The sequence below is a fragment of the Microbacterium sp. LWH12-1.2 genome, assembly GCF_040675825.1.
GTDB lineage: Bacteria > Actinomycetota > Actinomycetes > Actinomycetales > Microbacteriaceae > Microbacterium.
The window spans coordinates 879,557-901,347 of the sequence record NZ_JBEGIJ010000001.1 but is presented as its reverse complement, the minus strand read 5'-3'; the positions used below and the strand labels follow the sequence as shown (position 1 = coordinate 901,347).

At 66.8% G+C, this 21,791-nt stretch carries 20 protein-coding genes; 12 read left to right on the top strand and 8 right to left on the bottom strand.

Going from position 1 to position 21,791, the window contains the following annotated elements:
- The first annotated feature begins 31 nt into the window (after positions 1–31).
- The 3 genes from MRBLWH12_RS04240 (at position 32) to glpK (ending at position 4,140) form a co-directional block, all read left to right on the top strand.
- Entirely contained in the window at positions 32–1,741 is a 1,710-nt protein-coding gene (locus tag MRBLWH12_RS04240; protein ID WP_363546444.1) for a glycerol-3-phosphate dehydrogenase/oxidase, read from the top strand.
- 90 nt (positions 1,742–1,831) lie between these two features.
- A complete protein-coding gene (locus tag MRBLWH12_RS04235) occupies positions 1,832–2,584 on the top strand; it encodes an MIP/aquaporin family protein (protein WP_341974968.1) in 753 nt (250 codons plus the stop codon).
- A gap of 41 nt (positions 2,585–2,625) precedes the next feature.
- A complete protein-coding gene (gene glpK, locus MRBLWH12_RS04230; RefSeq protein ID WP_341974969.1) occupies positions 2,626–4,140 on the top strand; it encodes a glycerol kinase GlpK in 1,515 nt (504 codons plus the stop codon).
- Between the two features lie 72 nt (positions 4,141–4,212).
- Here the strand turns inward: glpK and MRBLWH12_RS04225 are convergent, their stop codons facing one another.
- Positions 4,213–5,076, bottom strand: coding sequence for a LysR family transcriptional regulator (locus MRBLWH12_RS04225; protein ID WP_363546440.1), 864 nt, complete (start codon positions 5,074–5,076; stop codon positions 4,213–4,215).
- Between the two features lie 78 nt (positions 5,077–5,154).
- Here MRBLWH12_RS04225 and MRBLWH12_RS04220 point away from each other — a divergent pair, with 78 nt between their 5' ends.
- Positions 5,155–6,072: an EamA family transporter gene (locus MRBLWH12_RS04220; protein ID WP_363546437.1), complete on the top strand. Its 918-nt coding sequence runs from the start codon at positions 5,155–5,157 to the stop codon at positions 6,070–6,072.
- 7 nt (positions 6,073–6,079) lie between these two features.
- Here the strand turns inward: MRBLWH12_RS04220 and ffh are convergent, their stop codons facing one another.
- The 3 genes from ffh to MRBLWH12_RS04205 are packed head-to-tail and all read right to left on the bottom strand — an operon-like array spanning position 6,080 to position 8,409.
- Positions 6,080–7,636 carry a signal recognition particle protein gene (gene ffh, locus MRBLWH12_RS04215; RefSeq protein WP_363546434.1) on the bottom strand — a complete coding sequence of 519 codons (1,557 nt, stop codon included), beginning with the start codon at positions 7,634–7,636 and terminating at the stop codon, positions 6,080–6,082.
- Positions 7,637–7,672: 36 nt separating this feature from the next.
- Positions 7,673–7,825: a sigma factor-like helix-turn-helix DNA-binding protein gene (locus MRBLWH12_RS04210; RefSeq protein WP_363551298.1), complete on the bottom strand. Its 153-nt coding sequence runs from the start codon at positions 7,823–7,825 to the stop codon at positions 7,673–7,675.
- Positions 7,822–8,409 carry a TetR/AcrR family transcriptional regulator gene (locus MRBLWH12_RS04205; RefSeq protein WP_363546431.1) on the bottom strand — a complete coding sequence of 196 codons (588 nt, stop codon included), beginning with the start codon at positions 8,407–8,409 and terminating at the stop codon, positions 7,822–7,824. Before MRBLWH12_RS04205 ends, MRBLWH12_RS04210 begins: the two co-directional genes overlap by 4 nt.
- A 96-nt stretch (positions 8,410–8,505) precedes the next feature.
- Between MRBLWH12_RS04205 and lipB the strand changes: the two genes are divergently transcribed.
- Together lipB and lipA are read left to right on the top strand one after the other, a co-directional pair.
- Positions 8,506–9,144, top strand: coding sequence for a lipoyl(octanoyl) transferase LipB (lipB, locus tag MRBLWH12_RS04200; protein WP_363546428.1), 639 nt, complete (start codon positions 8,506–8,508; stop codon positions 9,142–9,144).
- Positions 9,141–10,133, top strand: a complete 993-nt coding sequence (gene lipA / locus MRBLWH12_RS04195) for a lipoyl synthase (RefSeq protein WP_341974975.1) — start codon at positions 9,141–9,143, stop codon at positions 10,131–10,133. The genes lipB and lipA overlap by 4 nt, the downstream gene beginning before the upstream one ends.
- Before the next feature lie 63 nt (positions 10,134–10,196).
- On the opposite strand, the gene MRBLWH12_RS04190 is transcribed toward lipA, so the two are convergent.
- Complete coding sequence (locus MRBLWH12_RS04190; RefSeq protein WP_363546425.1) at positions 10,197–10,955, bottom strand: SDR family NAD(P)-dependent oxidoreductase; 759 nt, start codon at positions 10,953–10,955, stop codon at positions 10,197–10,199.
- 138 nt (positions 10,956–11,093) lie between these two features.
- Between MRBLWH12_RS04190 and MRBLWH12_RS04185 the strand changes: the two genes are divergently transcribed.
- Positions 11,094–11,603 (top strand): MarR family winged helix-turn-helix transcriptional regulator, encoded by a 510-nt coding sequence (locus MRBLWH12_RS04185; protein WP_363546422.1) that lies wholly within the window; start codon positions 11,094–11,096, stop codon positions 11,601–11,603.
- A 26-nt stretch (positions 11,604–11,629) separates the two neighbouring features.
- Here the strand turns inward: MRBLWH12_RS04185 and MRBLWH12_RS04180 are convergent, their stop codons facing one another.
- From MRBLWH12_RS04180 to smc, 3 genes are all read right to left on the bottom strand, one after another.
- Positions 11,630–12,130: a DUF2004 domain-containing protein gene (locus MRBLWH12_RS04180; RefSeq protein WP_341974978.1), complete on the bottom strand. Its 501-nt coding sequence runs from the start codon at positions 12,128–12,130 to the stop codon at positions 11,630–11,632.
- Positions 12,131–12,174: 44 nt separating this feature from the next.
- Positions 12,175–13,047: a signal recognition particle-docking protein FtsY gene (gene ftsY / locus MRBLWH12_RS04175; RefSeq protein WP_341974979.1), complete on the bottom strand. Its 873-nt coding sequence runs from the start codon at positions 13,045–13,047 to the stop codon at positions 12,175–12,177.
- Positions 13,048–13,130: 83 nt separating this feature from the next.
- Complete coding sequence (gene smc / locus MRBLWH12_RS04170) at positions 13,131–16,670, bottom strand: chromosome segregation protein SMC (protein WP_363546418.1); 3,540 nt, start codon at positions 16,668–16,670, stop codon at positions 13,131–13,133.
- Positions 16,671–17,176: 506 nt separating this feature from the next.
- Between smc and MRBLWH12_RS04165 the strand changes: the two genes are divergently transcribed.
- The 5 genes from MRBLWH12_RS04165 to MRBLWH12_RS04145 all read left to right on the top strand — a co-directional run bounded on the left by MRBLWH12_RS04165 (position 17,177) and on the right by MRBLWH12_RS04145 (position 21,788).
- Positions 17,177–17,467: a hypothetical protein gene (locus tag MRBLWH12_RS04165; RefSeq protein ID WP_341974981.1), complete on the top strand. Its 291-nt coding sequence runs from the start codon at positions 17,177–17,179 to the stop codon at positions 17,465–17,467.
- 15 nt (positions 17,468–17,482) lie between these two features.
- On the top strand, positions 17,483–18,574 hold the full coding sequence (locus MRBLWH12_RS04160; RefSeq protein ID WP_363546415.1) for a GNAT family N-acetyltransferase: 1,092 nt from the start codon (positions 17,483–17,485) through the stop codon (positions 18,572–18,574).
- Positions 18,571–19,650 carry a GNAT family N-acetyltransferase gene (locus MRBLWH12_RS04155; protein ID WP_363546412.1) on the top strand — a complete coding sequence of 360 codons (1,080 nt, stop codon included), beginning with the start codon at positions 18,571–18,573 and terminating at the stop codon, positions 19,648–19,650. Before MRBLWH12_RS04160 ends, MRBLWH12_RS04155 begins: the two co-directional genes overlap by 4 nt.
- A gap of 108 nt (positions 19,651–19,758) precedes the next feature.
- Positions 19,759–20,469, top strand: a complete 711-nt coding sequence (locus MRBLWH12_RS04150) for an ABC transporter ATP-binding protein (protein ID WP_363546409.1) — start codon at positions 19,759–19,761, stop codon at positions 20,467–20,469.
- A complete protein-coding gene (locus MRBLWH12_RS04145) occupies positions 20,466–21,788 on the top strand; it encodes an FtsX-like permease family protein (RefSeq protein ID WP_363546406.1) in 1,323 nt (440 codons plus the stop codon). Before MRBLWH12_RS04150 ends, MRBLWH12_RS04145 begins: the two co-directional genes overlap by 4 nt.
- The last annotated feature ends 3 nt before the right edge of the window (positions 21,789–21,791 follow it).

The following is a 21,791-nucleotide window of genomic DNA, read 5'->3' as shown; positions in this document are numbered from 1 at the left end:
CTGGTCGCAAGCAAGGAAGAAGGGGTCGAGGATGATCGATCAGACACACTCGTCGGCGGAGCGAGCCGAGGTACGCAACGTCCGCGAATCGGGGCGCACGTCCGTCCTGGTGATCGGCGCAGGGATCAACGGGATTTCCACGTTCCGCGATCTGGCCCTTCAGGGCGTCGATGTCGTCCTCGTCGAACGCGGCGACTTCGCGTCCGGCGCTTCGTCGGCATCCAGCCACATGATCCACGGCGGCATCCGCTACCTGGAGAACGGTGAGTTCCGCTTGGTGCGCGAGTCCGTGCAGGAACGCAACGGCCTTCTGAAGATCGCGCCGCACTACGTGAAGCCTCTCGAGACCACGATCCCGATCTACTCCACCTTCTCGGGCATCCTCTCCGCGCCCCTCCGTTTCCTGACGCACAAGAGCGGCAAGCCTCAGGAGCGCGGCGCGTTCCTGATCAAGGTCGGGCTGATGATCTACGACACGTTCTCTCGGGATGGCGGCATGGTCCCCCGGCACCGCTTCCTCGGCCGGAAGCGCTCGCTGGCCGAGCTGCCGTCGCTCGACCCGCACATCAAGTACACCGCGACCTACTACGACGCCTCGATGCACGACCCGGAGCGTCTCGCACTCGACGTCCTGCAGGATGGCCGTGCGGCGCACACCGGCGCGCACGCGCTCAACTACGTCGAGGCGATCGCCCGCGACGGCGACAAGGTCGTGCTGCGGGATCGGGAGAGCGGCACGGAGTTCACCATCACGGCCGACGTCGTGGTGAATGCATCAGGACCCTGGACCGATCTCACCAACGACGCCCTCGGCGCGGACACCCGTTTCATGGGCGGCACCAAGGGCTCGCACATCGTGCTCGACCACCCAGAGCTCCTCGATGCCACTCGTGGCCGGGAGATCTTCTTCGAGCACTCCGACGGCCGCATCGTCCTCATCTACCCGCTCAAGGGAAAGGTGCTCGTCGGCACGACCGACATCGACGCCGACCCTCGCGAGGTGCCGGTGTGCACGGAGGATGAGGTCGACTACTTCTTCGACTTGATCCACCACGTCTTCCCGCAGATCAATGTGTCGCGGGACCAGATCGTGTACCGGTTCTCCGGCATCCGCCCGCTCCCCCGCCATGAAGACACCGCCCCGGGCTTCGTGTCCAGGGACTACCGCATCGAAGTCGACAACGAAGGCGCCGCTCCCCTGGTCAGCCTCGTCGGCGGCAAGTGGACCACCTTCCGGGCACTCGGTGAATCCCTCTCCGATGTCGTTCTCGGCCTGCTGGGCCGCACTCGCAAGGTCTCCACCGTGGGCGTCCCGATCGGCGGCGGTCGCGATTTCCCGCGCACGACCAAAGCTCGGCGCATCTGGATCCAGGAGAACCTGCCGGGCGCCGGAGAACGGGCGGAGAAGCTCCTCACCCGCTACGGAACACGTGCGGCAGACGTCTGGGCGTTCATCGAGCAGGGGGATGACGCTCCCCTCGCCGGCGGCGATCTGTCCACCCGCGAGCTCGCGTGGATGGTCGAGAACGAGCTCGTCGCCCGTCTCGAGGACGTCATCCTCCGTCGCACCAGCATCGCCTTCACCGGGCACGCCGATACCGCTGTCCTCGATGAGCTGGCCGATGCACTTGCACAGCTGCTCGACTGGGATCGCAGCCGCCACGACGCGGAAGTGGACCAGACCCGCACGCTCCTCAACGATCGGCATGGACTCACCCTCTCGTCCCGCACCCGCGGCTGACGAGAGATCCGACCGTCGCCCTCCTCGCGACGTTCTCTATCAAGTGCCATGGCAGAGGGGCCATGACACGCAAGAAAGGTCAATGAAGACATGACTGAAGTCAATCTCGGTCTCTACTTCCTCTCGGAACTGGTGGGCACAGCGATGCTCGTCCTGCTCGGCTGCGGCGTCGTCGCCAATGTCGTGCTGGCGAAGAACAAGGGGTTCGGTGGCGGGTTCCTGATGATCAACTGGGGATGGGGCCTCGCGGTCTTCGCCGGTGTGCTCGTCTCGGCATACTCCGGCGCGATCCTCAACCCGGCCGTCGGAATCGGCCTCCTCGTCGCCGGCAAGATCACGTTCACGATGTTCCTCGTCGCCACCGGCGCCGAGCTGCTCGGCGCGATCCTCGGCGCGATCGTGTGCTGGGCCGCGTACAAGCAGCACTTCGACCTCGAAGAGGACCCGGCGAACAAGCTCGGCGTCTTCTCGACCGGCCCCGCGATCCGCTCCTACGGCTGGAACCTCGTCACCGAGGTCATCGGCACCTTCGTGCTGGTGTTCGTGATCTTCGCCTTCGCAGATTACGGTGACATCGAGGTCGGCACGCCCGGAGGCCTCGGCCCGCTCAGCGCACTGCCCGTCGCCCTGCTCGTGGTCGGTATCGGCGCGTCGCTCGGTGGTCCCACCGGCTACGCCATCAACCCGGCCCGTGACCTCGGCCCGCGCATCGCGCACGCGATCCTGCCGATCAAGGGCAAGGGTTCCAGCGACTGGTCCTACTCGTGGGTTCCGGTCGTCGGACCGCTCATCGGTGGTGTGCTCGCCGCTCTCGCAGCCCCGGCGCTGCTCGGCCTCGCGTAACCCATTCGCCGTCCACCACTCTGACTTCAAAGGAGAACACTATGGCTGACTACATCATCGCCATCGATCAGGGAACCACGTCCAGTCGCGCGATCATCTTCGACAAGAAGGGCAGCATCGTCGAGACCGGCCAGAAGGAGCACGAGCAGATCCTTCCTCGGGCAGGCTGGGTGGAACACGATCCTGCCGAGATCTGGCGCAACGTCCAGGAAGTCATCGGCCAGGCATTGAGCCGCGCCGACCTCACCAGGCACGACATCGCCGCGATCGGCATCACGAATCAGCGCGAGACGGCAGTCGTGTGGGACAAGACCACCGGGCAGCCGATCTACAACGCGATCGTCTGGCAGGACACCCGCACGCAGCAGATCGTGGATCGTCTCGCCGCCGAGGGAGGCGTCGAGCGCTTCAAGCCGGTCGTCGGCCTGCCACTGGCGACGTACTTCTCCGGCACGAAGATCGCCTGGATCCTGGAGAACGTCGACGGTGCTCGCGAGAAGGCGGAGGCCGGCGATCTGCTCTTCGGCACCACCGACTGCTGGGTGCTCTGGAACCTCACCGGGGGCGTTGACGGTGGCGTGCACGCCACCGACGTCACCAACGCCTCCCGCACCATGTTCATGGACCTCGAGACTCTCGAGTGGCGCGACGACATCCTCGAGGCATTCGGTGTGCCGCGCTCGATGATGCCGGAGATCCGTTCGTCCTCCGAGGTGTACGGCAAGGCCGAGGATTCGTCGCTCCTGCGCGAGACCCCGATCGCCGGCATCCTGGGTGACCAGCAGGCCGCCACGTTCGGTCAGGCTGCGTTCAACACCGGTGAGAGCAAGAACACCTACGGCACCGGTTGCTTCCTGATCTTCAACACGGGCGAGGAGATCGTCCACTCGAAGAACGGGCTGCTCACCACTGTCGGCTACAAGCTGGGCGACGGCCCGACGCACTACGCGCTCGAAGGCTCGATCGCCGTCACCGGATCGCTGATCCAGTGGCTGCGCGACCAGCTCGGAATCATCGACTCGGCTCCCGAGGTCGAAGAGCTCGCCAAGCAGGTCGACGACAACGGCGGCGTCTACATCGTTCCCGCGTTCTCGGGTCTGTTCGCGCCGTACTGGCGTCCGGACGCACGCGGTGCGATCGTTGGGCTCACCCGCTACGCCAACAAGAACCACATCGCGCGCGCCGCACTGGAGGCCGTCGCCTACCAGACCCGCGACGTGCTCGATGCGGTCAATGCGGATGCCGGTGTGGATCTGACCGAGCTCAAGGTCGACGGCGGCATGGTCGCCAACGACGCGCTCATGCAGTTCCAGGCGGACATCCTTGGCGTGCCGGTCGTCCGTCCGGTCGTCGCCGAGACGACGGCCCTGGGTGCGGCATACGCTGCCGGACTCGCTGTCGGCTTCTGGGACGGTCTGGACGACCTCTCCGCCAACTGGCAGGAGGACAAGCGCTGGGAGCCGTCTATGGAGGACGCCGAGCGCGACCGCCAGCTGCGGTTGTGGCGCAAGGCCGTCACCAAGTCGATGGACTGGGTCGACGACGACGTGAAGTGATCTCGCATCGCTGAGAGGGCGGGCTCGGAGGATTTCTCCGGGTCCGCCCTCTTCGTCTGCAACGCGGATGAGTCAGTCGAGCGCAGCGAGGAAGGCTCTCGCGACACTGCGGGGTGAGGCTGCATCCCATGCGACGTACTCGACGCGGTACGGACCATCGAGCACCTGTTCGGACACCACGTCTGCGTGCGATGTCGCGACGGTGCCTGGTGCGAGGAGGGAGACGGCGAGACCGGCAGCGACCAGCCCCAGGATGAGTCCTGCAGAATCCGCCTCGAACGCAACGTCGCGCTCCAGACCCGCCGCGGCGAACGCCGCATCGCTCTGTGCCCGACCGGACGTCCCCGCGGGAAAATCCGCGAAGACCTCTCCGGCGAGATCCCCCAGCACCGCATCGCGCCCGACGAGCCGATGTCCGCGCGGAAGAGCGACCACGAGACGTTCGCGGGAGAGCGAGCGCACCTCCACTCCCGTCGGGACGCTGTCCTCGTGCAACCCGAGGAGCGCGACGTCAAGATCTCCGCGCTGCACGGCGGGGACGAGGGCGTCGCTGTTTCCGACCCGAAGCTCTACCCGCACGGCAGGATGCGCGGCACGGAACCGCACGAGCAAAGCCGGCAGATCCACGGCCGTGACCGTCGGGATCACTCCGAGCCGGAGCGTTCCGACGACGTGGCCCGCAGCCGCTGCGGCGTCTTCCCTGGCTGCATCCGCGGCGGCAACCGCGATCCTCGCCTGCCTGACGAAGGCCTCCCCCGGCTCGGTGAGCCGTACACTTCGGCTGGTCCGCGCGAAGAGCCTCTCTCCGATCTCACGCTCCAGCGCCGCGATCTGATGGCTCAGCGCCGACTGGGTGACGAAGCAGCGCTCCGCTGCACGAGTGAAGCTCGAGGCATCGGCCACCTCGACGACGTAACGCAGTTGCTGAAGGTCCATACGTTAATGATTGCTGTTCATGGATGCGGTGACAACTATGTGTTGGACTCATCAACTCGGTTTGGACAGGCTGGAAGCATGAACCGCCTGACCATCCTGCTGATCACCGCACTCGCTCCGATCGCCTGGGGCACGACCTACCTCGTCACCACCGAGCTGCTCCCCGTCGGGCATCCGATGTTCGCCGGTCTTCTGCGCTCCCTTCCCGCCGGACTCATCGCGGTCGCCGTCAGCCGGACCCTCCCTCGCGGCGGCTGGTGGTTCAAGTCCTTCGCACTGGGCGCGCTCAACATCGGGGCCTTCTTCCCTCTCCTCTTCCTTGCCGCCGAACGGCTGCCAGGAGGGGTCGCCGCGGCTGTCGCCGGGGTCCAGCCTCTCATCGTGCTCTCGCTCGGGACTCTCGTCCTGAAGGAGCGGATCCGGCCGATGACCGCGGCGGCGGCCGTGGCCGGCGCAGGCGGTGTCGCGCTCGTCGTTCTCGGCCCGGCGGCACGGCTCGATGCACTGGGCATCCTGGCTGCGCTGGGCGGCGTCACCGCCACAGCGCTCGGCATGATCCTCACCAAACGATGGGGACGGCCCGTCGGCGTCGGACCCGTCGGCTACGCAGGGTGGCAACTCGCGGCCGGAGGCCTCCTCCAGCTCCCGCTCACACTTCTCGTCGAGGGGACGCCAGCTTCGATCGACAGCGGAGCCGTCCTGGGTTATCTGTGGCTGGCAACAGCGGGCGGGATCATCGCGTACACGCTCTGGTTCCGCGGAATCCAGAAGCTGCCGATGATCGCATCCGGTCTGCTCGCTTTGCTCTCCCCGGTCGTGGCGACGCTCCTGGGAACGCTCGTCGCCGGTGAATCCTTCACGCCGATCCAGGCAGTCGGATTCGCGATCGCACTCCTCGCTCTGATCGGCGGACAGCTCTCCGTCCGCCCCGCCCAGAACCTGCAACCTCCGCTGGTGGATCCGAACGCCGCGACGGCTCTCACCGTCGGCCGCTGATCGCGGCTCAGCCCTTGCCGAAGAGCTTCTGGATCTCGGCGAGGTCGGCCTCGCTCGGCGCCTGAGCCGCACCACCGCCGAGGCCGAAGCCGGAGCCGGTCGGCTGCGCCGTCGGGAGCCCGGCGTTCTCGGCTGCCCGCTTCGCCGGGTTCCCGGAGCGCGAACCACTGGCCGCCTTGCCCTTCTTGCCGCGCTTCGAGGAGGCGCCGGGGCGTCCCATGCCCGGCATCGCACCCATTCCGGGGATGTTCGGGGTGCCGCCGCGGGCGACGGTCTTCATCATCTTCGCAGCCTGCTCGAAGCGCTGAACGAGCTGATTCACGTCGGTCACCGTCATCCCGGAGCCACGCGCGATGCGCAGTCGACGCGAGCCGTTCAGCACCTTCGGGTTTCGGCGCTCGCCCGGCGTCATCGAGCGGATGATCGCTTCTGTACGGTCGATCTCGCGGTCATCGAAGTCTTCGAGCTGCTGCTTCATCTGGCCCATGCCGGGGAGCATTCCCAGCATCTTCTTCATCGAGCCCATCTTCTTCATCTGCTGAAGCTGGTCGAGGAAGTCCTCCAGGGTGAACTGCTCGGTTGCGAGCTTCTCGGCCATCTTCATGGCCTCTTCCTCATCGAAGGCCTGCTGCGCCTGCTCGATGAGGGTCAGGATGTCGCCGAGGTCGAGGATACGGCTCGCCATGCGGTCGGGATGGAACGGCTCGAGGTCTTCGAGACGCTCACCGGTGGAGGCGAAGAGGATCGGGCGCCCGGTCACGGATGCCACGGAGAGTGCCGCGCCACCGCGGGCGTCACCGTCGAGCTTCGACAGCACGACACCGGTGAAGTCGACGCCCTCCTGGAAGGCCTTCGCCGTGTTCACGGCATCCTGTCCGATCATCGCGTCGATGACGAACAGGACCTCGTCCGGGTTCGTGGCCTTGCGGATGTCGGATGCCTGCTTCATCAGCTCGGCGTCGACGCCGAGGCGTCCGGCGGTGTCGATGATCACGACGTCGTGCTGGTGCCGACGGGCGTGCTCGACGCCGTCGCGGGAGACCTTGACCGGGTCACCCACGCCGTTGCCCGGCTCGGGTGCGTAGATGGTGGCGCCGGCCTGCTCGGCGACGACCTGCAGCTGGTTCACCGCGTTCGGGCGCTGGAGGTCCGCGGCGACGAGGAGCGGCGTGTGCCCCTCGCTCTCGAGCTGCTTGGCGAGCTTGCCGGCGAACGTCGTCTTTCCCGAGCCCTGGAGGCCGGCGAGCATGATGACGGTCGGCGCGGTCTTCGCGAACTGCAGTCGACGCTGCTCGCCGCCGAGGATGGCCACGAGCTCTTCGTTCACGATCTGCACGACCTGCTGAGCAGGGTTCAGCGCCTTGCTGACCTCGTCGCCCAGCGCTCGTTCACGCACCTTGGCGGTGAAGTCTTTGACGACGACGAGAGCGACATCGGCATCGAGCAGTGCCCGACGGATCTCGCGCACGGTGCCGTCGACGTCGGCAGCAGTGAGTTTTCCCTTCGTGCGCAGATTGCGGAAGGTCTCGGTGAGCCGATCGGAGAGCGTGCCAAAGGTAGCCATGGTGCCCACAATCTTACGCGAGCGGAGCCTCCACGCTCACAGCGCAGCGCGGAGTTGCTCCCGCGCGCGCGGGTAGCGGCCCCGGGCGGTCGATGACGGGATGCCGAGAACGTCGGCGGCCTCAGCGAGGGTGAAACCGTCTCCTCGTGACCGTCCGGCCGGCGGGAGTTCGTCCGTGCGCGGTTTCAGCGACCCCAGCGAACCTCATGCACAACCGCGACAGCTTCGTCCAGCACCTGCTCCGGCGTGCTCTGCCCGGCTCCGCGCACCGCCCAGATGCGCAGCGAGGAGAGCAGCGCCCCCGCGTACGCGGCACCGACGACGTCCGCGCGGATCTCTGCGATGCCTGCGCGCTTCGCGGCTGCCGCGATTCCGCCGGCAAGGCGCGCCTGACGAAGGGCCGAGTCTCGGAGCAGTTCGTCCTCGACGCCCATCGCCGCTGTGTTGCGCAGTGCCAGCGCGAGCGGATCCGGCGCGAAGTCGTGAACCACGCCCACGAGGATCATCTCGACGGCGCTCCCGTCTGCGTCGGCGTCCAATCGGTCAAGGGCAGCGAGAGCGGTCTCGACTCGCGCATCCAGACCCGACCACAGCACGTCGCTCTTCGAGGAGAAGTAGTTGAAGAAGCTCGACCGGCTGACTCCCGCGCGCTGCGTGATGTCCGCCACCGACGTCGCGTCGTATCCCTGCTCGAGGAACAACTCGCAGGCAGCCTCGGCGAGAGTCTCCCTCGAAGAGACCTTGGGTCTGCCGGCGCGCGATTCTGTGGCCATCCCCTCACGCTACCGCGACGGCGGCTTCGCGCCGGTCGCGTGCGAGGAGGAGTATTGTTAGACCCGATCCAACTACCTATTCGAAGGTGAAGGCGCATGCTCGACATACTGACGCCCGGTATCGCTCCGGACTTCGTCCCCTACACCGAAGGGTGGGACCTGCAGCGTCGGGTCCACGCCGACATCGTCGCCGGCGTCCGCCCGGACACACTGATCCTGCTCGAGCACGAGGCCGTGTACACCGCCGGGAAGCGCACGGAGCCACAGGAGCGCCCGCAAGACGGCACCCCCGTCATCGACGTCGATCGCGGCGGAAAGATCACCTGGCACGGACCTGGGCAGCTCGTCGGCTACCCCATCGTGCGGCTTCCCGAGCCGATGGATGTCGTCGCCCATGTGCGCCGCCTGGAGCGGATTCTCATCGACGTCCTCGGCCCGTTCGGGGTCGACGGCTACCAGGTCGAAGGACGCAGTGGAGTCTGGGTGCGCCGACCGCTCTCCGAAGACAAGGTCGCCGCGATCGGCGTCCGGGTGCAGCAGGGGGTCACCATGCACGGCTTCGCCATCAACTGCGACAACACCCTCGCCGGCTTCCGTGGGATCATCCCCTGCGGAATAACAGATGCCGGCGTCACGACGGTCAGCGAGGTGGTCGGCGCGGATGTCTCCCCCGCCGACATCATCTCCAGCGTCACGACCGCGTTCCTCGCCGAGTACGCGGAGGTCGCCGCGTGAGCGCCGCCGCACCGGAAGGGCGAAAGCTCCTGCGCCTGGAGATTCGCAATGCCGAGACACCGATCGAGCGCAAGCCCGAGTGGATCCGCACAAAGGCGAAGATGGGCCCGGAGTACACCGCGCTGCACTCGCTGGTGAAGGAAGAGGGTCTGCACACCGTCTGCCAGGAAGCGGGCTGCCCGAACATCTTCGAGTGCTGGGAAGACCGCGAGGCCACGTTCCTCATCGGCGGTTCGCAGTGCACGCGCCGCTGCGACTTCTGCCAGATCGACACGGGGAAGCCGGATGCCTACGACACCGACGAGCCCCGCCGCGTGGCCGAGAGCGTCGTGCGGATGAATCTCCGCTACGCCACTGTGACGAGTGTCGCGCGAGACGACCTGCCCGACACCGGTGCATGGCTCAACGCCGAGACGGTGCGCAAGATCCACGAGCTGAACCCGAACACCGGCGTCGAGCTGCTGGCGAACGAGCACAATGCCGATCCCGCTTTCCTCGGCCAGATCTTCGACGCTCGCCCCGAGGTCTTCGCGCACAACGTCGAGACGGTCCCGCGCATCTTCAAGCGCATCCGCCCGGCGTTCAAGTACGAGCGTTCGCTCGACGTGTTGACGCAGGCGCGGGCTGCAGGGCTCATCACGAAGTCGAATCTCATCCTCGGCATGGGTGAGGAGCCGGAGGAGGTCATTCAGGCTCTGCAGGACCTGCATGACGCCGGCTGCGACATCATCACCATCACGCAGTACCTTCGCCCGACTCCGCGACACCTTCCGGTCGCACGCTGGGTGAAGCCTGCTGAGTTCGTGGAGTTCAAGGAAGAGGCCGAGCGGATCGGTTTCCTCGGCGTCCTCGCGGGCCCGCTGGTGCGCTCGTCGTACCGTGCGGGACGCCTGTGGGCGCAGTCGATGTTGTCCAAGGGCCGTGAGATCCCGCCGCACCTCGCGCACATCGCGGAGAGCGCCGATCTCGGCTTCGCGCAGGCCGTCTGACCGGGCCAGTCGGGCGAGGCGACTCGGCGCAACGGAGCGCCGCGTCGCCGCGCTCGACGGACATCAGATGATCGCGGTCAGAACGCCTCCGTCCGCACGCAGTGTGGCGCCGTTCGTCGCGGACGATACCGGGCTGGCCAGATAGACGGCCAGGCTGGCGATCTCCGCGGGATCGATGAACCTCTGCAGGAGCGACGTCGAGTTCCCGGAGATGATGGCGGCCTTCAATCCGTCGACGGGCACTCCCTGCGCCTGCGAGATCCGACCGACGACATCAGCCACCCCGTCGGAATAGGTCGGGCCGCCGAGGATCGCGTTCACCGTCACCTCGGTACCGCGCGTGAGCTTGGCGAGTCCGTTGCTGAGTGCCAGCATCGCCGCTTTGGTGACGCCGTAGTGCAGCATGTCCGCTGGGACGTTCGCCCCCGACTCGCTCCCGATGAAGATGATGCGGCCCCTCCCCCTGTCGAGCATGCCGCCCAGCACGTGCCGGGAGAGCCGCACGCCGCTCATCACGTTGACGGCGAAGTAGCGCTGCCATTCGTCATCCGTGATATCGCTGAAGGGCGCGACCTCGAACAGCCCGACGTTGTTCACCAGTACGTCGACATCGCCCAACGATTCCAGCAGGTGCCCCACCTCTGCGGGGTCCTCGAAATCCGCGACGATGCTCTCCACGTCTGCTCCCGGCACCTGCGCCGCGAGCCGCTGCACGGCACTCTGGACTTTCTCCTCGCTACGCCCGTTGATCACGACCGACGCGCCCTCGTCGAGAAGCGCTCGCGAGATAGCGAATCCGATCCCCTGGGTGGAACCACTCACAAAGGCCCTCTGGCCACTCAACTTCAGATCCACGATTCTCCCGTTCACTTGCTCAGTCAAGTCAAGTGTCGCTTGCTTGACTTGCTCAGTCAAGTTAAATGAGAGGCGACACGTCGGCGCATCGCGTAGTCTGACGGCATGGCAGCACACGACTCACCAGCCGCGCTGAGTGGAGAGGACCTCGAGACCTGGGCGTCACTCGCCACGGTTCTGGAGTGGTTGCCTGCCGCTCTCGATGCCCAACTGCTCCGCGACTCGGAGATGACGCACTTCGAGTACGGGATCCTTTTCGCGCTCGCCAGCGCTCCTGGATCGACACTCCGCCTGAGCGTGCTCGCAACCCATGCGAACAGCTCGCTGACGAGGCTGTCGCGTGCGGCGACCCGCTTGCAATCCCGAGGATGGATCCAGCGCGCACCCGACCCCGACGATGGTCGATACACTCTGGCGATCCTCACGGTGCTCGGACGCGAGAAGTTCGACCAGGCCACGCCCGGCCACGTACAGACGGTCGATCAGCTGGTTCTCAATCCGCTGACCACGTCACAGCGACGGCAGTTGCGCGAGATCAGTCGCCGCATGCTGCGGGCGATCCGCACGGAAGAAGGCTGGCAGCCGACGTCGTCGGCCGAAACCCCTGGCGGTTGATCCGAAGATCCAGGACCGCGGCGGACCTAGTCCGCGCTCATCACCGACTGCACGCTGCCGTCGGATCCGAGATTCACCAGCAGGACGTCGTCGGTGGAATCGGCATCCAGTGCGTATTCGAGGACGGCGAACGGCTCTGACCCTCCATGCTCGTCAGCGAGAATCGTCATGCTCATGAGGCGGAGCGACCGGATGATGTCGACCGCCGGGTCGCCACTGACGTCGACCAGGACTTCAGCCAGTTCTTCGCCGTAGACCTCCTGCTGCTGGAGGATGTACTCGGTCACTTCGCTGGCACGATCGTCGACCTCGGCCAGCATTCCGCGGCGCGCCACGGCATCTACGTTCTCCAGTCCCGAGATGAGAGACGCAGCGATGTCGAGGGCGTCAGACGATACGTCTTCCTGATCTGGCGCGGTGAGGTCGACAGTGACGGACTGCTCGCCCAGCTCCACCGTCTCGGACCAGAAGATCGATCCGTCAGGCCCCGACGAGAGGAGTCCGAAGTAGTCGTGTTCGATCGCCATAACGCTATGAAACCAGTCTCTTGGGTGCCGCGGTAGTCCCGTCGTCAGTTGACGAGGGCGGAGACGAAAACATGAGGGGTGAAACCGGTGAGATCATCGATCCCCTCGCCCTGCCCCAGAAGCTTTACGGGGATGCCGGTGCGCTCCTGCACCGCCAGGACGAAGCCGCCCTTCGCGGAGCCGTCGAGCTTGGTGAGGACCAATCCGGTCACCCCTGCATGCTCGAGGAACGCCTCGGCCTGCATGACGCCGTTCTGGCCGGTGGTGGCATCCAGGACCAGGAGCACCTCGCTGATCGGCGCCTGCTTCTCGATGACCCGGCGGATCTTGGACAGCTCGTCCATCAGCCCGCCCTTGGTGTGCAGGCGACCGGCGGTGTCGATGATCGCGATCTCGATGCCCTCGCGCTGCGCGAACTCGACGGTCTGGTACGCGACGGACGCCGGATCCTGACCCTCCTGCTGCGGGCGGACGATCGCCGCTCCCCCGCGCTGCGCCCAGGTGGCGAGCTGGTCGACGGCCGCGGCGCGGAACGTATCTGCCGCGCCCACGACGACACTGCGCTGGTAGCCGCGCAGGAACTTGGTGAACTTGCCGATCGTGGTCGTCTTGCCGACACCGTTCACGCCGACGACGAGCACCACGGCCGGGCGTTCGGTGAGCTTGAGTGTGGTGTCGAACTTGGCGAAATGCTCTTCCAGCGTCTCCCGGAGCATGCGCTGGAGATCCTGCGGATCCGTCGTGCGGTAGCGATCGACCTTGTCGCGCAGCTCCTGCACGACCCGCTCGCTGATGTCCGGTCCGAAGTCGGCAGTGATGAGGGCGGTCTCGAGGTCCTCCCACGTCGTCTCGTCGATGGTGGGCTTGACGAACATGCCGCGCAATGCGCGACCGAGGGACCAGGACTTCTCCGCCATGACACCAGCCTACGGGTAGCATCCTGAGATGCTTCACGAGCGCGCTCCGTGAGCACGGCTCGGACCTACGAACGCGACGAAGCTCAGCCTGCCGCGGCGCGATCGCCGACGCGCTGGCCGACGACGGCGGATACGCCGTCCTGTCGCATGGAGACGCCGTACAAGGCATCAGCGATCTCCATCGTGCGCTTCTGATGCGTGATCACCAGCAACTGCGAACTCTCCCGCAGTTGCTCGAACACGGTGAGCAGACGCCCGAGGTTGGCGTCGTCGAGCGCTGCCTCCACCTCATCGAGGATGTAGAACGGGCTCGGTCGCGCCTTGAAGATCGCGACGAGAAGCGCAACGGCTGCAAGCGACCGCTCTCCGCCGGACAGCAGTGAGAGGCGCTCGATCTTCTTCCCGACCGGACGCACAGAGACCTCGATCCCCGTGGAGAGCATGTTCTCCGGATCGGTGAGCCAGATGCTGCCGGATCCGCCAGGGAAGAGCAGCGGGAAGACCTCGCCGAACGCCCGCTGCGTGTCCTCGAAGGCGTCCGCGAAGATCGTCTGCATCCGCTCATCGAGATCGGCGATGATCGTGAGCAGATCCTGGCGAGTCTGCGTCAGGTCCGCGAGCTGTTCGGTGAGGAACGCGTGACGCTGCTCGAGCGCGGCGAACTCCTCCAGCGCGAGCGGATTGACTCGACCGAGCTGAGCGAGCTTGCGCTCCGCCTCGGCGAGCCGTCGCTCCTGGATGCGGCGATCGAACGGGATGGCAGTGTCATCTTCATCGCCGTCCTCGATCACGGCGAGAGGATCGCGCGGCACAGCCTGGTCCGGTCCATATTCCGCAACGAGAATATCTTCGTCGAGGGCGAGTTCAGAGCTCACGCGTTCGAGCAGGCTCGTCAGGTGCAGCTTCTTCTCGTGGATCTGCAGTTCGAGTCCGTGCACGCTCTCGGTGAGTCCGGCGAGCCGCTCTCGCAGCGACGTCTCCTGGGCCCGGAGCCCGGTGAGCTCCGCGTTCTGCGCCGAGCGCGCGGTCTCTGCCTCGGAGAGCGCGACCCGAGCCTCCGTCACCGAGCGATCCAGCGAATCCAGGACCCGGGGCAGTTCCTCGACCACTCCGGTCGCCGCCCCGCGCTGCGCGCGGCGGATCACCGCTCGGCGGGCGGCCTCGGCCGCGGCATCCCGCTCCTGCTCGCGCTGGCGTTCCAGACTCGCAACCCGCGCCTGCGCGGCACGCACGCGCTCACGGAGCGTCTCGATCTCCAGACGGGCGCGCACCTCACCTTCGCGCGCCTGCTCGAGGGCCTCGAGCAGATCGTCGCGGGCCGAAGCGTCGAGCACGGGTCGAGGGGCAGAGATCGCATCATCGAGTTCCGTCTTCGCCTTCGCGGCCTTGGCCTCGGCATCCGCGACAGCCGCTTGGGCCTGACCGAGGCCGGACTCGAGCCGCTCGCATTCCGCGACGGCCGACTCATGGCGCACCGTGACCCGGTTCACGTGCTCGGCATGGCTGGCGAGTGCCGCGTCGTGCTCACGGAGGAGACGCAGCGCCTCCTTTGCGTTCCGCCTTGTGGTCTCGACTGCCTCGTTCGCATCTTCGCGCGCTTCACGGAGCGAATCGACGATCACCTGCACCTCGGCGAGGCGCTCGGATGCCGCATCACGCTCTGCGGCGAGCTCGAGTCGGGAGCGCTCTCCACCTGATCCGGTGCGCAGTGTCTGAGCGGTGATCACATCACCGGTGACCGTGACGATGGTCGTGGTGCTGTCGCCTTCCGAATCCAGCGCCGCGCGGGCTGCACGAGCGGCCTCGAGATCGTCCGCGATGAGGACGTGGGCGAGGATGCCGAGCACGCCGTTCGGGGCCGTCACCGTCTCGACTGCTGGCGTCACTCCCGCGATTCGGGGCAGCTCCACGGCCGGTCGCAGCGCGTCGGCGATCACGAAGTCGACCACTCCCCGGCGCTGCTCGGCCGCATCCGCGGCCAGGGCGAACGCATCGGTTGCCGCGTCGACGAGAACGCCCTCTGCCAACGAGCCGAGCACAGCCGCCACCGCCGCTTCGAAGCCTCCGCGCACCTGCACCGCGTCGCCGACGAGCCCTCGCACACCGGATGCGCCGGATCTGACGATCTCGGCCGCGCCCCCCGAGATCGCGAGGGCGCTCCCCAGAGCTGCTGCCTTCGCCGTCAGCGCATCCACCTCGCGCTCGGCAGCGTGCAGACGTTCCCGCAGGGTCTCACGCTCGGCCTCCGACGCGGTCGCCGCACGCTGGGCGCTCTCGTACGCGGCGGAATGCTCGGCCGCCGTACCCTCAGGCGCCTCCGCATCCTCGATCGCATCCAGGGCGTCGGCCGCCTCGCGACGACGCGTGTTCGCCGCCTCCAGGGCGTTCTCCTGCCGCAGCACCGCACCACGGACCGCGGCAAGGGCAGAGGCGGCGGCATCCGCCGTTCCTCGAAGCGTGTTCAGGCGCATGTCGTACTCGGAGACGAGCGCGCTCTGCTCAGCGATGTCGACGTCGAGAGTGTCGAGTTCGGCTCTGGCGTGCACCACCTCACGGCTCGCAGCGACCGCGGCATCCTGCGCATCGCCCAATCCCGCAGAGATCTCGGTGATTTCGTCCTTCGCCTCGTCGATCGTGCTCTGCGTCACCGTGACGGCCGTCACGGCCGCGTCGTCCTCCTCAGAGCCGAGCAACGCGAGACGCTGATTGGCGAGGGTGAACAGCCCGCGCATCCGCTCCTGCACCTGCTCGAGTCCGAACGCGATGCTGCGCGCCTTGTCGACGGCGACCGAGTTCTGATCCTGTTCGAGTCGGACGATGCTCGCGCGCACGCCCTCTGCCTGATCGGAGAGGACGAGGCGCTCGGTGTGACGCTCGTGCTCTGTCCGGGTGTGATCGGCAAGCGCAGTGCGCAGTGCGACGACATCGTCGGCGAAGATCCGCGCCTTGGCATCTCGGACGACGGCGGCGATCGTCTGCGCTTCTCGGGCGATCTCGGCCTGTCGCCCGAGAGGCTTGAGCTGGCGCCGGATCTCGCCTGCGAGGTCGCTGAGTCGAGTGAGATTCGCCTCCATCGCATCGAGCTTGCGAAGAGTCTTCTCCTTGCGACGCCGATGTTTGAGGATGCCGGCGGCCTCCTCGATGAAGCCACGACGATCCTCCGGGGAGGCCTGCAGGACGGTATCCAGTCGCCCCTGGCCGACGATGACGTGCATCTCACGACCGAGACCCGAATCGCTGAGCAACTCCTGCACGTCGAGCAGACGGCAGTTCTCGCCGTTGATCGCATACTCGCTGGAACCGTTGCGGAACAGCGTCCGGCTGATCGTCACCTCGGCGTATTCGATGGGCAGCAGGCCATCGCTGTTGTCGATCGTCAGCTGCACCTCAGCGCGCCCGAGCGGTCCCCGTGTGGACGTGCCGGCGAAGATGACATCCTCCATCTTGCCTCCGCGGAGCGTCTTCGCTCCCTGCTCCCCCATCACCCAGGCGAGCGCGTCGACGACGTTGGACTTGCCGGATCCGTTCGGACCGACGATGCACGTCACGCCGGGTTCGAAGACAAAGCTCGTCGGCTGTGCGAACGACTTGAATCCCTTGAGCGTCAGGCTCTTCAGATGCATGCGAACCGCTCGCTCATCGGGCGCACACGCGCATGCTTTGAGGACGGATCACGACTTCACGGTACCGGACTCGCCGATCGATGCTTGACGAACACACCAGACGTTCGCTAGCGTGACTGCTCGGATCGCTGTGAAAGGAGGTTACCGATGATGATTACAACTGCTCGTAGACAGGCCCCAGGCCATGTCGCGTCCAGCGCCTTTGCGCTGCGCACTGCCCTCTCGGTGACCGACCCCAGCTTCCGCCTCGTCGCGGCCGCTTAACAGTTCGGCGCGAGAACTCTGCCCTTATCGGGCATTCTCCGCCTTGCCGGCACCACGCCATCGACTGGTCTCAGGATCGTCGATCCCTCGTGCTCCACTCCGGAGCACCGCTCCCGCGCCCGACGCATTCCGCGTCGCGCTCCGCATTCTGCGATCCGCTGCGCACCTTGCGCGCCCCGTGCACCACGCACATCCGTACATTCCGTACATCCGTAAGAAATCAACTCTGAAACGAGAAACTCGTGAACACCCTCACGCTGCCCCGCAGCGCATCCCACCCGCCCGATACACAGGACCTCACGGTCCTCGAGATCACCGTCCCCAGCGACCGAAGCGAACTCGCGCTCGCCGATCGGTTGTCCCTTCGCCTCGGCCTCTGGCTGATGCAACGGGGACAACGAGCCCGCAGCCGGTCCGAACGACGTGCACAGCGCGCACAGGAGCTCGGTCTTCTGCTCCTCGAGGAGCGGAACCGCCCGCCGTTGGAGACATACGCACTGCTCACCCACGACCTGCAGCGTCAGCTGCGCTGACCTGGAGGTCTCCGAATGAGCATTCCGCTCACCGCAGGTGCGACCCTGCATCCGCTCGTGCTCCCCGCACGGGCGGATGCGGGGCCCACCCCCTTGATCCAGGCCTACGCCGAAGCGCGTAACGCTTCGATCCGCGAAACCACCGGCCGTGAAGACGACGCCCTCACGGCCGAGGCGCTGATGCCGCTGCTGCGCTCGAGTCCGGAGCGAACGAGGCGCCAGTGGTACGCCGAGCACGACGGCGAGGTCGTCGGCTGCAGCGCGATCAACCTGCTCACCGATGACGATGGCGCCACCGCAATCGCCACGATCGCACTCGCGAAGCGGCTCTGGGGTCGCGGCATCGGCGCTGCTGTGTACCGAGAGTTGGAAGCCGATGCCCGCGGCGCCGGCGCAGAGAAGATCCTGCACTGGGCGGAACACCACGATGAAGAAGGCACCTCACTGCTGCCATCTCCCACCGGGTTCGGTGCGGTTCCGCTCGATCATGCCGCCCGGTTCCTGCGGCGGCAGCACTACGTCCTCGAGCAGGTCGTGCGCGTGAGCGCCCTGATCTGGGACGAGCAGACGCCCGGAGCGCTGACCAGACTGCGCGAGGAGGCGGCGGCACACGCCGACGAGTACCGAATCGTGCAGTGGACCCTGCCTACGCCGGCCGAGCACGTAGACGGATACGCCTGGTTGAAGTCGCGCATGTCGACCGACACCCCCGATGCCGAACTCGGCCAGCCAGAGGAGGTCTGGGACGCCGAACGCGTCGCCCGCCACGATGACCGGTACGCGCAGATGAGCCACACGGTGCTCGTCACCGCCGCGCAGCATGTGGCCACCGGCGTGCTGTGCGCGTTCAACGAGCTGTCCATCGGCCCCGACGAGGCATCCGTCACCCATCAGGAGGACACCCTGGTGGCGGCGCCGCATCGCGGTCACCGCCTCGGCATGCTCGTGAAGACCGCCGGCCTTCTGACCTGGCGTGAGCACCACCCGCAGTCGTCCAGAGTCGTCACCTACAACGCCGAGGAGAACCGGCCGATGCTCTCCATCAACGAAGCCATCGGCTTCGCCCCGATCGCCTACGAAGGCGCCTGGAAGAAGGTACTGACATGACCACGACCACTCTGACGATCACGCCGCTGAGCGTGCCGCAGTCGGTCGACGCCCCGGACGCGGCCGAATTTCTCGCATACGCCGAGTTGAATCGGCAGATCTGCGATGAGGAGGCCGGCCTTCCCGGCCTTGCCCAGAAGGCCGTCGACATGCTTCCGGGTTGGCTCGATGACACCGACGAGGTCAGCCACGGCTTCGTCGCACGCCGCGACGGAGTCATCGTCGGCATGGTCACCGTCTCCTTCGCGCAAGACGAAGGCGCCAGCACGGCCGAGTTCGACCTGATGGTGCCCCACGAGCACTGGGGGCACGGCGTCGAAGACGCGCTCCTCGCGTGCGCCGAGGACGACGCCCGGCTCGCCGGTCGCCGCGTCCTGCAGACGTGGACCCTGCATCGCCCGATCGAGGGCCCGCGGATGCTCACACCGAAGACCGGGTGGGGGCGGGTGCCCGCGACCGGGCTCACCGCGTTGTTCGAAGCGAACGGCTTCAGCTTCGAACAGGTGGAGCGCAACAGTTCCTTCGACCTGCGAAACGATCCCGCGCCTGTCGCAGGCGCTCTCGCAGAGGCTGTCGAGACAGCCGGCGCCGAGTATCGGGAGTTCTCCTGGGTGATGCCGACTCCTGTCGCCATCAGGGCGGGCTACGCAACCGCGCTCGCTCGGCTCTCCACGGATGCGCCCAGCGGAGACCTGGAGATCGACGAAGAGCAGTGGGACGCCGAGCGCGTCGCCCGACGCGATGCCCGGTTGACGGGAAGCGGCCAGCTCGTTTCGGTGTCAGCGGTGGAGCACATTCCTTCCGGCACGATCGTCGCGTACAACGAGCTCCTGATCGGTGCCGACCGCTCCGAGGTCACGCACCAGATGGGCACCCTGGTCCTCAAGGAGCACCGGGGTCACCGCCTCGGGACCATCGTGAAGTGCGCGAACCTGCTGCGCTGGCGCGAGCTCGCTCCGGAATCTCCCTGGGTTTCGACCTTCAACGCCGAGGAGAACCGCCCGATGCTCGACATCAACGAGGCGATCGGCTTCGTACCGGTCTCGTACGCAGGCGCCTGGCAGAAGAAGCTCTGAGTCGGCGCCGAGGGCGGAGCGGATCTCATCCTGGAGGATGAGGTCCGATCCGCTCTCTTCATTCTCCTGGCCGACGACGCGGCGACCCCCGGCGGCGAGGCTGGAAGCATGAACGTCGCTGCCATCAATCCGCCCGTCATCGAAGCACACGCTCTCACGAAGAGCTTCGGCTCCACCCGCGCACTCGCCGGCGTCGATCTCGCGATCCACCGCGGAGAATCCGTCGCGATCATGGGAGCATCCGGCTCGGGAAAGACGACGCTGCTGCACGTGCTCGCCGGCATCACCGCACCGGATACCGGACGCGTCACCTTCCGCCCTGCCGCCGGCGCTCCGGTCGAGGTGAACGACCTCGGCGAAACCGCTCGCTCTCGCCTGCGCCGTGAGCGGTTCGGGTTCGTCTTCCAGCAGGGGCTGCTCATCCCGGAACTGACTGCGGTGGAGAACGTCGCGTTGGCGTCGATGATCAACGGTGTGAAACGAGCAGACGCCATCCCACATGCTGCGTCCTGGCTTGCCGCCCTCGGCCTGGCAGGGATGGAAGACCGAAGGATCGGCGAGCTCTCGGGCGGCCAGGCCCAGCGCGTGGCGATCGCTCGCGCCCAGGCGACCGGTGCGGAACTGGTCTTCGCCGACGAGCCGACCGGAGCACTCGATTCGCAGACCTCGAACGAGGTCATGGACGCGCTGCTGTGGTCGACATCGGGTCAAGGACGCACCCTGATCGTCGTGACGCACGACTCGGAGGTCGCGGCTCGCTGCACGCGTACCATCGCGGTTCGTGACGGCCTGATCCTCTCTGCTGGGGTGTCCGCATGAACCCGAGGGTTCTCGCCATCCTGCTTCGCCCCGCCCCTGGTCAAGGTGCAGTGCTCGCGCTCCCGATCGTCGCCTTCGGCATCGTGACGACGCTGGTGCTGACAGTGATCGGCGGCGCCCAGTCCTTCTGGGGCTGGAGCGATGAGTACGCTCCGATCTATCAGGCGCTGGCCGCGACCGCCCTGGTGCTCCTCATCGTTCCGCTGATGAGCCTCGGTGGCGCGGCGGCCCGCTTGTCGGCACGGCGCCGCGATGAACGCCTCTCCACCCTCCGCCTGCTCGGCGTCTCCCCCGGCGGTGTCGCGATGGCGACTGTTGTCGAGTCGGTACTGGTCGCCGGAGTGGGAGCGGTCGCCGGCGTGCTGGGCCACCTCGCCCTCAGCCCGCTGATCGGTCTCATCCCGTTCCGAGGCCAACCGCTCGGTTTCTCAGCCGTCGTGCTTCCGCCGATGCTCATCGTCGCCGTCTTCGGCGGCGTGCTGCTCCTCGCCACCGTCAGCGCAGCGGTCGGGCTCCGGCGCGTCGTGATCTCACCTCTCGGGGTGCGCATGCGCACCACCGCATCGAACGTGCATTGGATTCGTGCCGTGATCGCCGCGGTCATCCTCGCGATCGCCTTCGCACTGATCAAGGTCTTCCCCTCGAGCGGCGGATTCATCGCCGTGATCGTCGTGCTGGCCGCGCTGTTCGCCGGGGCGCTCGCCGTGCTGAACATCATCGGGCCATGGGCGCTGAAAGTAGCCGCCTCCCGCCAGCTGCGGCGCGCCGAACTGCCGGATCGTCTGCTCGCCGCTCGGCTCGTCCTGGATTCTCCGAAAGCGGCCTGGCGGCAGATCGGCGGCATCGCCATGGCGAGCTTCATGGCCGTGTTCGCGGGCACCGGCGTCGCGCTGATGAACGTGATGAGCGACGAGAACGCCGCGGCCGGAGACTTGGCGCTCGCGGCGGACATGCGCACCGGACTCGTCATCACCCTCGTCGCGTCGTTCCTCATGGTCGCTGCGTCTGTCGGTGTGAATCAGGCATCGGACATCCTCGATCAGCGCGAACTGCATCGCAGCCTCCATCATCTGGGCATGCCGTTGGACACTGTCGATCGTGCCCGCCGCCGGGCGATCATGTCACCGCTGCTGGTCACCGCGATCGGGTCGTCTCTGTGCGCCGGCGCGCTGGTACTCCCGCTCCTCGGTCTCGCCCTCGTCATCTCCCCGCTCTCCCTGATGACGATCACGCTTGTCGTCGCCGGCGGCATCGGCGTGGTGTGGGTGAGCACGAGGGCAACGCGCCCGCTGCTCGCGCGGTCGTTCTCCGCAGCCTGATCG